11 protein-coding genes and 1 pseudogene are annotated in these 10,129 nt (G+C 69.8%); 6 read left to right on the plus strand and 6 right to left on the minus strand.

Annotated features, from left to right (window positions below; genetic code table 11):
- Nucleotides 1-135: 135 nt before the first annotated feature.
- Nucleotides 136-543, minus strand: coding sequence for a DUF4332 domain-containing protein (locus tag CCR97_RS01120; protein ID WP_111358202.1), 408 nt, complete (start codon nucleotides 541-543; stop codon nucleotides 136-138).
- Nucleotides 544-947: 404 nt separating this feature from the next.
- On the opposite strand from CCR97_RS01120, the gene CCR97_RS01125 reads away from it, so the two are divergent.
- Genes CCR97_RS01125 through CCR97_RS01135 form a run of 3 tightly spaced genes read left to right on the plus strand, consistent with a single transcriptional unit; the run spans nucleotide 948 to nucleotide 4,351 of the window.
- Nucleotides 948-2,648: a helicase HerA-like domain-containing protein gene (locus CCR97_RS01125; RefSeq protein ID WP_111358200.1), complete on the plus strand. Its 1,701-nt coding sequence runs from the start codon at nucleotides 948-950 to the stop codon at nucleotides 2,646-2,648.
- A 59-nt stretch (nucleotides 2,649-2,707) separates the two neighbouring features.
- Nucleotides 2,708-4,090, plus strand: coding sequence for a M20/M25/M40 family metallo-hydrolase (locus CCR97_RS01130; RefSeq protein WP_111358199.1), 1,383 nt, complete (start codon nucleotides 2,708-2,710; stop codon nucleotides 4,088-4,090).
- A gap of 15 nt (nucleotides 4,091-4,105) precedes the next feature.
- Complete coding sequence (locus CCR97_RS01135) at nucleotides 4,106-4,351, plus strand: DUF2442 domain-containing protein (RefSeq protein WP_111358198.1); 246 nt, start codon at nucleotides 4,106-4,108, stop codon at nucleotides 4,349-4,351.
- Nucleotides 4,352-4,361: 10 nt separating this feature from the next.
- On the opposite strand, the gene CCR97_RS01140 is transcribed toward CCR97_RS01135, so the two are convergent.
- Complete coding sequence (locus CCR97_RS01140) at nucleotides 4,362-4,682, minus strand: HigA family addiction module antitoxin (protein WP_111358197.1); 321 nt, start codon at nucleotides 4,680-4,682, stop codon at nucleotides 4,362-4,364.
- Nucleotides 4,648-4,929 (minus strand): type II toxin-antitoxin system RelE/ParE family toxin, encoded by a 282-nt coding sequence (locus CCR97_RS01145; protein ID WP_111358196.1) that lies wholly within the window; start codon nucleotides 4,927-4,929, stop codon nucleotides 4,648-4,650. The genes CCR97_RS01140 and CCR97_RS01145 overlap by 35 nt, the downstream gene beginning before the upstream one ends.
- Nucleotides 4,930-5,103: 174 nt before the next feature.
- Here CCR97_RS01145 and CCR97_RS01150 point away from each other — a divergent pair, with 174 nt between their 5' ends.
- The gene (locus tag CCR97_RS01150) at nucleotides 5,104-5,496 is read left to right on the plus strand and encodes a CidA/LrgA family protein (RefSeq protein ID WP_111358195.1); all 393 of its coding nucleotides are present in this window, start codon (nucleotides 5,104-5,106) and stop codon (nucleotides 5,494-5,496) included.
- On the plus strand, nucleotides 5,493-6,209 hold the full coding sequence (locus CCR97_RS01155) for an LrgB family protein (protein WP_111358194.1): 717 nt from the start codon (nucleotides 5,493-5,495) through the stop codon (nucleotides 6,207-6,209). Before CCR97_RS01150 ends, CCR97_RS01155 begins: the two co-directional genes overlap by 4 nt.
- Before the next feature lie 18 nt (nucleotides 6,210-6,227).
- Here the strand turns inward: CCR97_RS01155 and CCR97_RS01160 are convergent, their stop codons facing one another.
- The 3 genes from CCR97_RS01160 to CCR97_RS01170 all read right to left on the minus strand — a co-directional run bounded on the left by CCR97_RS01160 (nucleotide 6,228) and on the right by CCR97_RS01170 (nucleotide 9,524).
- Nucleotides 6,228-6,899, minus strand: a complete 672-nt coding sequence (locus CCR97_RS01160; RefSeq protein WP_111358193.1) for a haloacid dehalogenase type II — start codon at nucleotides 6,897-6,899, stop codon at nucleotides 6,228-6,230.
- 77 nt (nucleotides 6,900-6,976) lie between these two features.
- A complete protein-coding gene (locus CCR97_RS01165) occupies nucleotides 6,977-8,638 on the minus strand; it encodes an ArnT family glycosyltransferase (protein ID WP_420826048.1) in 1,662 nt (553 codons plus the stop codon).
- 283 nt (nucleotides 8,639-8,921) lie between these two features.
- Nucleotides 8,922-9,524 carry a superoxide dismutase gene (locus CCR97_RS01170; RefSeq protein ID WP_111358192.1) on the minus strand — a complete coding sequence of 201 codons (603 nt, stop codon included), beginning with the start codon at nucleotides 9,522-9,524 and terminating at the stop codon, nucleotides 8,922-8,924.
- Nucleotides 9,525-9,887: 363 nt separating this feature from the next.
- On the opposite strand from CCR97_RS01170, the pseudogene CCR97_RS01175 reads away from it, so the two are divergent.
- Nucleotides 9,888-10,129: pseudogene (locus CCR97_RS01175) on the plus strand (hypothetical protein); the annotation flags it as partial.

Here is a 10,129-nt window from a genome sequence, read left to right on the forward strand (position 1 = left end):
CGTACAGCAGAGACTCGCGGCGACGCCCCCTCACCCGACGTCCGCGCTGGACGCGCCAGCGTCGACCTCTTTGGCGCGGCAAGAGTCGCGCTCCCCGCGCGCGGGGAGAGGTGCGCTTCGCGCTCTGCACCGCGCCTAGTAGCTGATCTTGACGGGGAGGTCCTTGGCGGCCTCGATCCAGCGCTCGACGGCCTTCTCGGTCGGCAGGGTGCGGACCAGCTTGCGGTGGCGGTTCACCTCGGCCATCCGCTTCGCCAGATTGGAGGGGTTGCGGTACTTCAGCTCGCGCACCGTGTCGACGCCGGCCGCCTCCAGGAGCTCGGCGTAATCCTCGCCGACGCCCTTGATCCGCATCTTGTCGGCCATGTTGGCGATGCGAAGCAGGCATTGCGGCGCGAGCCCGGTGCGCTCGGCGAGGACTTTTCGGCCCTTCGGGTCCTTGGCCGCCTCGAGCAGCTTGGCGGTGGTGCGGATGCCGGCGGATTTCAGCGCCTCGGCGATCCCCGGCACGATGCCGTCGAGCTCGGTGATCGAGTATCTCATCGCGTCGCCCCGCAACCCGCTGCGTCACGCCGCGACAACGACCCGTTCGAAGCGCATTCCAGCCGTGCCTCCGCCTGGCACGACGCACCGGAACGCGCAGCGATTCGGCTGGCAACGAACACGATGGCCCCCTCTCGCCCCGTCACGCACTCGGTCATTATTCTGACATCCCGAGATCGAAACACAATCGCGCCACGATTGCGACGGCCTTGTTGCAGGCCTGTGTTGCGATCCCGCAACGAGGAATACGCTCCGCGTCTATGGATCATTCCCGCGAATGCGGCGCGATGCCGCCCGGCTCGCCCGGACGAAGCGCAATCAGTATAAGCCTGTATCGATCGGAGTGGCTCGCCGGCGGCCAGGCACGACGGCGACGAGGTGGCGAAGGTGATCGCGAGGCGACCATGGGCACGCTGGATCAGGACGGAAAGATTCTCGTCGGCAAGGGCGAGCAGCCGGAATATCTCACGCTGGCACTGGGCAACCGGCACGGGCTGATCACCGGGGCGACCGGCACCGGCAAGACCGTCACGCTGCAGGTGCTGGCGGAGGGATTCTCGCGCGCCGGCGTGCCGGTGTTCGCCGCCGACATCAAAGGCGATCTCTCCGGCGTCGCCGCCAAGGGCGAGGCGAAGCCCGCCTTCGTCGACCGCGCGAAGCAGATGGGCTTCGACTACGTGCCCGACCAGTTCCCCGTGGTGTTCTGGGACCTGTTCGGCGAGCAAGGCCATCCGATCCGCGCCACCGTCCACGATCTCGGGCCGCTCCTGCTCGCCCGCATGCTCGACCTCAACGACGTCCAGGAGGGCGTCATCAACATCGCCTTCAAGGTGATGGACGAGGCGGACGGGGCCGCCGACGGCGAGGCGCAGGATCTGGTCGACCTCGCCAATCTGCGCGAGCTCCTGGCTTTCCTCGGCAAGAACGCCAAGGACATCGGCAACCGTTACGGCAACGTGGCACCGGCCACCATCGGGGCCGTGCAGCGCCAGCTCCTGGTGATCGAGAACCAGGGCGGCGAGAAGTTCTTCGGCCTGCCGGAGCTCGACCTCTCGGACTTCATGGCGGTCGATGCGCAGGGCCGCGGCCGCATCAACATCCTGGCCGCCGACAAGCTGATGCAGAGCCCCAGGCTCTACGCGACGTTCCTCTTGTGGCTGATCGCCGAGCTGTTCGAGCGGCTGCCCGAGGTCGGCGATCTCGACAAGCCGAAGCTCGTGTTCTTCTTCGACGAGGCGCATCTCCTCTTCAACGAGGCGCCGAAGGCGCTGCTCGATCGCATCGAGCAGGTGGTGCGGCTGATCCGCTCCAAGGGCGTCGGCATCTACTTCGTGACGCAGAACCCGCTCGACGTGCCCGACACCGTGCTGGCCCAGCTCGGCAACCGGGTGCAGCACGCGTTGCGCGCCTTCACGCCGCGCGACCAGAAGGCGGTGCGGGCGGCGGCCGAGACGTTCCGGCCGAACCCGAAGCTCGACACCGCCGCGGTCATCACCGAGCTCGGCAAGGGCGAGGCGCTGGTGTCGTTCCTGGAGGGCAACGGCACGCCGTCGATCGTCGAGCGCGCCCTGATCCGGCCGCCGGCGGCGCGGGTCGGCCCGTTGACCCCGCAGGAGCGCCAAGCGCTGCTCGCGTCGAGCCCGCTGCGCGGGCGTTACGACAAGGCGCAGCCGCACCGCCCGCTGGCCGATCTCCTCAACGGCAACGCCGCGCCGGCCGGCGACGAGGAGGACGCGCCGCGCAACGGCTCCGGCCGTAACGGCTCCGGCCGCAACGGGCGTGCCGGCGGCGGTGCGCCGGCCGAGCAGCCCGGTCTCGGCAGCCGCATCCTCGGCGGCATCGGGGCGTTCCTGTCGCATCCGGCGGTGCGCCAGTTCGGTCGCTCGGTCGCGGCCGTCGTCGCCCGCACGGCCACCCAGGAGGCGATGAAGCGGATGGGCATGTCGCCCTCGTCGCGGCGCAGCTACGCCCAGTCGGGCCGCGGCCGCAGCCGGACCTACGGTCTCGTCGACGACGGCGGCGCCGACACCGGCGGCGCCGGCATCGGCGCGAGCGCGGCACGCGGCCTGTTCGGCAACCCGCAGCGCTCCTCCGACCGCGGCTGAAGCCGCTTCACGCCGCGTCGTCTCCAGCCAGCACGTTCTCGATCAGGGATGCTTTCGACATGACCGTCCTCGACCAGGTTCTCGCCCGCATCGACTCCGACCTCGACAAGAGCCTCGAACGGCTGTTCGCCTTCCTGCGTATCCCGTCGATCTCGACCGATCCGGCCCATGCGGGCGACTGCCGGGCCGCCGCGGCGCATCTCGCCGCCGACCTGCGCAGCCTCGGCATCGCGGCGGACCTGTCCGAGACGGCCGGCCATCCGGTGGTGCTCGGCCGCGGCGGCGACGCGTCGGCGCGCGGCGTGCTGTTCTACGGCCACTACGACGTCCAGCCGGTCGATCCGCTCGACCTGTGGGAGAGCCCGCCCTTCGAGCCGCGCATCAAGACGCTCGACGACGGCCGCAAGGTGATCGTCGCCCGCGGGTCGTCGGACGACAAGGGCCAGGTGATGACCTTCGTCGAGGCGTGCCGCGCCCATGTCGCCGTCACCGGCAAGCTGCCGCTCCCGGTCACCATGCTGATCGAGGGCGAGGAGGAGTGCGGCTCGAAGAACCTGCCGGACTGGATCGAGCAGAACCGCGGCGCGATCGCGGCCGACCTCGCGCTCGTCTGCGACACCAGCATGTGGGACACGGCGACGCCCGCCATCACGACGGCGCTCCGCGGAATGGTGTACGAGGAGATCGAGATCACGGCGGCGAACCGCGATCTGCATTCCGGTCTCTACGGCGGCCCGGCCCGCAACCCGATCCGGGTCTTGACGACGATCCTCGGCGGCGTGCACGGCGACGACGGTCGCATCACCATCCCGGGCTTTTACGACGGCATCACGGATCCGCCGGCCGACGTGCTGGCCGTCTGGCGTGGCCTCGATCTCACGCCGGAGACCTTCCTGAAGCCGGTCGGCCTGAGCGAGCCGGCCGGCGAGCGCGGCCGCTCCATCGTCGAGCAGCTCTTCTGCCGGCCGACCTGCGACGTCAACGGCATTTGGGGTGGTTACACGGGCGCCGGCGCGAAGACCGTGATCCCGTCGAAGGCCTCCGCCAAGGTGTCGTTCCGTCTGGTTCCCGGCCAGGATCCCGACGCGATCCGTCAGGCGTTCCGGACCTTCGTGCGGGAGAGGCTGCCGGCGGATTGCAGCGTGCGGTTCGAGGGCCACAGCGGCGCGCCGGCCGTCGCGGTGCCGTGGGATCTGTCTCAGCTCGCCGCCGCGCGACATGCCCTGACCGAGGAGTGGGGCCGCGACGCGCTGATGATCGGCTCCGGCGGCTCGATCCCGGTCGTCGCCGACTTCAAGCGGCTGGTCGGCATGGACACGCTGCTGATCGGCTTCGCCCTCGACGACGACCGCATCCATTCGCCCAACGAGAAGTACGACCTCCGCTCCTTCCACAAGGGCATCCGCAGCTGGGCGCGGATTCTGAACGCGCTGGCGGGGTGAAGACGGCGGCATGGCATGAGTGTCTTGGAGATCGTCGGTGATCTTCGGCCCTGTGCCGTCAGTTTCACGGCGACCGAGCTCGTGGTCACGCTCGTCGACGGGCGGAGGATCGCGACCCCGCTCGACTGGTATCCGCGGTTGATGACCGCGAGCGAACGGGAACGCGCCAACTACGAGCTCATGTCCACGGGGATTCACTGGCCGGATCTCGACGAGGATCTGGGCGTCGTCGGGGTGCTGAAGGGACGACGCGCCGGCTAGCTCGCGTAGATCATGCCGCCCGCGGCTTGATGGCCTTCAACGTCGGCCCGATCTCGCGGCGGCGCTGCATCAGCTCGAAGTCGGTCTGCAGGCCGAGGAAGAACCCGTCGGAGAGGCCGAAATAACGCGCGAGCCGCAGATCCGTGTCGGCCGTGACGGCCCGCTTGCCGAGCACGATCTCGTTGATCCGACGCGGCGGCACCCCGACGGCGCGCGCCAGCGCGGTCTGCGACAGCCCCATGGGCTCCAAAAACTCGGCGAGCAGGATCTCGCCGGGATGGGGGTTCGGCAGCAGCTCAGTGGTAGTCGACGATCTCGATGTCGTGGGCATTGTTGTCTCTCCAGACGAAGCAAATTCGCCACTGATCGTTGATGCGAACGGCATGCTGCCCGAGGCGGTCGCCGCGCAGCGCCTCCAGCCGGTTGCCCGGTGGCACGCGCAGGTCGTCCAGCTTTCGCGCGCTGTTCAAGAGACGCAACTTGCGCAGGGCGACGGCCTGAATGTCCGGCGGCAGCTTTCGGCTGCGCACGCCGGTCCAGACGATCTCGGTTTCCGGATCGCGAAAGCTGACGATCATGCGGATCCATAACGTAAGGCGTTATGTGTTGCAAGCGTCGGCCTGTTCCCGCACGGCAGCAATGCCTCGCGCTGTCCGTGCTTGTTTCGTCGCGGCTTAGCGGCGAGATTGCGCCCCCTCGAAACGACCGGGTCACGCCGTCGAGACACGCCGCCAAGATACGCGCGAGGTGCCATGCTGCAAGGGTTCGCCATACTGCTGGGCTGCCAGCTCGCCGGGGAGGCGTTCGTGCGCGCCTTTGGGCTTCCGGTGCCGGGGCCGGTGGTCGGCATGGTGCTGCTCGCCATGCTGATGCTCGCCCGCATGCCGCTGCCCGCAGAGGTCGGCGACGTGTCCGGCGGCCTCCTGAAGCACCTGTCGCTCCTGTTCGTTCCGGCCGGCGTCGGCATCGTCCAGCATCTCGGCCGCCTCGGCGACGAGGGCCTGCGCATCCTGCTCGTGCTGGTGCTGTCCACCGTCGTGACGCTCGCCGTCACGGCCGTGGTGTTCGCGGCGGTGGCGCGGCTGATGGGGCTGTCGTCCGGCCGTCACGAGCCGGCGACCGAGGCCGTGGAGGAGGAGCAATGAGCCTCGTCGATCTGTGGGTCTATCTCTCCGGCGGACCGCTCCTCTGGCTGACCACGACGCTGGTGGCCTATGTGGCGGCGGACGCGATCTTCGTCGCCGCCGGACGTCGGCCGATCGCCAATCCGGTGCTGATCGCGGTGTTGTTCGTCGCCGTCGTGCTGGTCGTCACCGGCACGCCGTTCCCGGCCTATTTCGCCGGCGCCCAGTTCGTCCACTTCCTGCTCGGGCCGGCGACCGTGGCGCTCGCCGTGCCGCTGGTGCGCTATCTGCCACAGGTGCGCCGTCTGCTGGTGCCGATGGTGGTCGCGCTGGTCGTCGGCTCGGTGACGGCGATCGTCTCCGCCGTGCTGCTCGCCCGCCTGTTCGGCCTCGATGCGTCGACGGCGCGGGCCATGGCGCCGAAGAGCGCGACGACCCCGATCGCCATGGGAACGGCCGAGGCGATCGGGGCCGACCCGGCGCTCGCCGCCGTGATGGTGATCATCACCGGCATCGTCGGCGCCATCGTGGTGACGCCGCTGATGAACGCGCTCGGCCTGAAGAACTACGCGGCGCGCGGCTTCGCGGCCGGCCTTGCCTCGCACGGCATCGGCACGGCGCGCGCCTTCCAGGTCGATCCGCTGGCCGGCACCTTCGCCGGCATCGCGCTTGGCCTCAACGGTCTCCTGACCGCCATCCTGGTGCCGATCCTGCTGCCGTTCCTTTTAAAGTGAAGTGAGAGGATCCGCCGGTCACATCGGATCGCCGGCGGCGAGCCGCGGCAGGTCGGCGAGGCTCGACAGCCGGTAGCGTGGCGCGAGGTCGTGATACTCCTCGGGCTGGTCGGCGCGGTTGATCCACACGGGGCGGAAGCCGAACGCGGCGGCGCCCATCACATCCCAGCGGTTGGACGAGACGAACACCACCTCGGCCGGCGTCACCGCGAAAGTGTCGACGACCAAACGATAGACCTCCGGGCGCGGCTTGTAGACGCCGACCGACTCGACCGACAGCACCGCGTCGAGATGCGGTCCGAGGCCGGCCCCTTCGACGGCACTCGCCAGCATGCGGAAGGTGCCGTTCGACAGGATGGCGGTGCGCTTGCCGCCCTCCTTGAGGGCGGCGAGGGCGGCCACGGCGTCCGGATAGGCGTCGAGCACCCGATAGGCGTCGAGCAGCGTCGGGCGCAGCTTCGGGTCGACCGACGGGCAGCGCGCCAGCGCGTGGTCGAGCGCCCGCTCGGTCAGCGTCCAGAAATCGACGAAACGACCGGCGAGCGTCAGCGTCCAGGTGTATTCGAGCTGCTTGGTCCGCCACAGCTCCGACAGCCGGTCGGCGTCGGGGCCGACCGCGTCGCGATGGCGGGCGATCGCCGCATGGACGTCGAACAGCGTGCCGTAGGCGTCGAACACGAAGACCGGCATGGCGCTCCCCCTCGCGACGGGCGCATCTTGCGAGACTCGTGGCTCGTCGTGCAAGCGCGCGCCCGCTGCTGCCACGCTCAGGGCGGCAGCGGCGTGAGCAGCGTCTCGAGATTGCGGCCGCGGATGTCGTAGACGCGGGCGAAGACGACGCCGTCGCGCACCACCTCGGCGATCACCGGGGCGTCCAGCTTGGCGCAGTAGAACTCGTTGAGCGAGATCGCGAACTCGCCGCCCTGCGGCTGCCAGTCGGTGGGATAGGCCTTGCCGAGCTCGACCCGCACGGGGCGCTGCGGCCCGCAGATCGCGACATGGCGCTTGGTCTTGCCGGTCGGCAGCTCGCCGCGCTTCGCCAGCTCCGCGCGCAGCGCCTGCGCGGCCTGCTTCATCGACAGGCCCCAGTAGTCGCGCATGAAGCGGCCGTCGGCGCCCTGGAGGCCGCCGGCGAGCGCATTGAAATACGCGTACTGATAGGGATGGATGCGGATCATCGTGACGATCGGGTGGACGAGCATCACGGCCAGCGCGGCGGCCGCGATGGCGGTGCGGCGTCCCTCGGTCGCGGCGGCGCGGCTCACCAGCAGCGCGCCGACCAGGCCGCCGAGCACGGCGGCGGGCGGCAGCACGAAGACGAAGTGCCGGATGCCGTTGTACATGGCCGGCCGCGTGATCACCGCGAAGGCGATCGGGAACACGGCCGAGACGGCGAGGAAGACCAGGCTGGCGCGCCGGTTGAGCGGCCGGTCGCCATGCGCCGCCGAGGCGAGCGCGGCGACGACGCCGGCGATGCCGAGCGCCCAGAACAGCTCCGGCGTCTGCAGGGCGAACAGCTCCGGCACGTAGCGCCGCGGCATGTCGACGACCCACAGGAGCTCACCCTCGAACAGCTCCCGCCACGGCTTCTCGAAGAAGTGCGAGAAGTAGACGAGCGCCTTCACCGGATTGAGCGGCGACACCACCGACCACGGCCAGATCAGCGCCATCAGCGCATACGAGACGATCACGGCCGGCATCAGCCGCAGCAGGAACTCGCCGGCCCGGCGGACGGCGTCGCGGACGCCCTGCCGGCGCGCCTCGGCGACCACGATCAGCAGGAAGGCCGCGGCGGTCGGCACCGCGGCGAGCGCTCCCATGACGCGGGAGCCGAACGACAGGCCGAGCCCGAGGCCGAGCAGCGCCACGGTCGGCACATGGGGCTTCGGATACTCCGAGAAGGCCCGCACGAAGCCGAGCGTCGCGGCCAGCATCGCCACCGCGAAAGGCACGTCCTTCGGGTTGACGAACATGTGCCCGATCCAGAGCGGGCAGGTGGCGAGCAGCGTCACGGCGACGAAGCCGGCGATCGGCCCACCGAGCCGGCGTGCGATCCGCCACGTCATCGCCAGCCCGGCGATGCCGATGATCGCGCCGACCAGCCGGCGCGTCTCGAACAGCTCGAACGGCAGCACCTTGGCGAGGAGCGCGGCGAGCATGTCGAAGCCGCCGCCATAGGCGTAGAGGTTGACGAAGGAGAGGGCGCGGCGATCCGTGAAGCCGGAGTCGTAGAGCCGCAGCAAGAGGCCGCCGTATTCGGCGTGGGCGTAGTCGTCCCAGCCCATGCCGAAGTCCCGGAAGGTCGCGAGTGCCACGGCGCAGACGATCACCAGCACGCCGACGGCGGCGATGTCGGCGGGATGCAGGCGGCGCGGCCCGGTCCTGCGCGCGGGAGCGTCGGAGATCACGGCGGGCATCGGCGGATGCATCGGGGGGCTCGGGCGAGGTCGGCTGGGCCGGTGAGGCGGGGCGCAGGAAGGCTGTGGCGAAAACGTCGCCGGTCGTACGGACTTTAGGCCGTGGAGGCGGCGGAACGACGGCAGGCCGTCCCGTTTCGACCCGTGACGCGAACGCGTCGGCCCGTCCGGATACGCCGACGCCGGCGCTCGCGTGCCCGCGAGGCCGGCGCCGGGACATCATCTCACATCGGACCGGTCACTTGAAGCCGGTCGGGTCGACGCGGTCGGTTCGAAGCGGGTCGCCTCGAAACGGTCACTTGGAGGCGGCGGCGTAGAGCTCCGCCACGTACTCCCAGTTCACCAGGCTGTCGAGGAACGCCTTCAGGTAGTCGGGGCGCCGGTTGCGATAGTCGATGTAGTAGGAGTGCTCCCACACGTCGCAGCCGAGGATCGGGGTGGCGCCGTGCACCAGCGGGCTCTCGCCGTTCGGCGTCTTGGTGACGACGATCTTGCCGTCCTTGACGGCGAGCCACGCCCAGCCCGAGCCGAACTGGGTGACGCCGGCCTGGGTGAAGTCCTCCTTCATCTTCGCGACGGAGCCGAGGTCGGCGACGATCGCCTTCTCCAGCGCGCCCGGAATCTTGTCGCCGCCGCCGGCCGGCTTCATCCACTTCCAGAAGTGCAGGTGGTTGTAGTGCTGGCCGGCATTGTTGAAGAGGCCCGGGTTCTTGCCGAACGAGCCCTTGACGATCTCCTCGAGCGACTTGCCTTCCCACTCGGTGCCCTTGAGGAGGTTGTTGCCGTTGTTCACGTAAGCCAAGTGGTGCTTGTCGTGATGATACTCGAGCGTCTCGCGCGACATGTACGGCGCGAGCGCGTCGTGGGCGTAGGGCAGGTCCGGCAGCGAAAACGACATCGCGTTGCTCCTCGAGGGTTCGGATGAAATCGGGGGTGACCATTCACGGTCCGAGAACGGCGTCCGACCCCTCTCACGTAGAGATCGGGCGCGCTCGGCGCAACCTCGCCCTGGTGCCATGATGCCGCCGCCGATGTCGGCCGGCGACTCGCGGAGCGCCCGCAGGACCGCCGTGCGCGCCAAAATGGTTGTGGTCCGTCAAAGGCCTGGGTATCTTCGCCGAAAGCCGGACACGGGTTTTCGGCGCCCGGCCGGCAGTTCCGGCCGCAGTCGAGACCGCCCCGCGGGGGCGTCCGGTGGGGACGGCGCTGCATGGCGCCGTCGGCGTGGCCGTGCTTCCGTGTGGGCGTAGAGGGTGAAGCGATGGTCCTGGTCCTGTTGGCGGTCGGCGCGGTGTTGACGGTGGTCGGCCTCGGCGGCGTCGCCTTCGGCATCCCCAACAACGAGTTCGGCACCGGCAACACGGCGATCGCGGCGGGCGTCACGGCGATGACCGGCGGCCTCGTGCTGATCGGCCTGTCCTATGTGCTGCGCGAGCTGATCGCCATCCGCACCGCGCTCGCCGCCGGGGCGCCGGCCGGCGCCGTCACGGGAGCGCCCGCAGG

The organism is Rhodoplanes elegans (assembly GCF_016653355.1).
GTDB classification, from domain to species: domain Bacteria; phylum Pseudomonadota; class Alphaproteobacteria; order Rhizobiales; family Xanthobacteraceae; genus Rhodoplanes; species Rhodoplanes elegans.

What these genes read in the sequence shown, in the direction of transcription:
- CCR97_RS01120 (WP_111358202.1), bottom strand. Translation starts at nt 543, where the DNA reads ATGAGATACTCGATCACCGAGCTCGACGGCATCGTGCCGGGGATCGCC.
- CCR97_RS01125 (WP_111358200.1), top strand. Translation starts at nt 948, where the DNA reads ATGGGCACGCTGGATCAGGACGGAAAGATTCTCGTCGGCAAGGGCGAG.
- CCR97_RS01130 (WP_111358199.1), top strand. Translation starts at nt 2,708, where the DNA reads ATGACCGTCCTCGACCAGGTTCTCGCCCGCATCGACTCCGACCTCGAC.
- CCR97_RS01135 (WP_111358198.1), top strand. Translation starts at nt 4,106, where the DNA reads ATGAGTGTCTTGGAGATCGTCGGTGATCTTCGGCCCTGTGCCGTCAGT.
- CCR97_RS01140 (WP_111358197.1), bottom strand. Translation starts at nt 4,682, where the DNA reads ATGCCCACGACATCGAGATCGTCGACTACCACTGAGCTGCTGCCGAAC.
- CCR97_RS01145 (WP_111358196.1), bottom strand. Translation starts at nt 4,929, where the DNA reads ATGATCGTCAGCTTTCGCGATCCGGAAACCGAGATCGTCTGGACCGGC.
- CCR97_RS01150 (WP_111358195.1), top strand. Translation starts at nt 5,104, where the DNA reads ATGCTGCAAGGGTTCGCCATACTGCTGGGCTGCCAGCTCGCCGGGGAG.
- CCR97_RS01155 (WP_111358194.1), top strand. Translation starts at nt 5,493, where the DNA reads ATGAGCCTCGTCGATCTGTGGGTCTATCTCTCCGGCGGACCGCTCCTC.
- CCR97_RS01160 (WP_111358193.1), bottom strand. Translation starts at nt 6,899, where the DNA reads ATGCCGGTCTTCGTGTTCGACGCCTACGGCACGCTGTTCGACGTCCAT.
- CCR97_RS01165 (WP_420826048.1), bottom strand. Translation starts at nt 8,638, where the DNA reads ATGCATCCGCCGATGCCCGCCGTGATCTCCGACGCTCCCGCGCGCAGG.
- CCR97_RS01170 (WP_111358192.1), bottom strand. Translation starts at nt 9,524, where the DNA reads ATGTCGTTTTCGCTGCCGGACCTGCCCTACGCCCACGACGCGCTCGCG.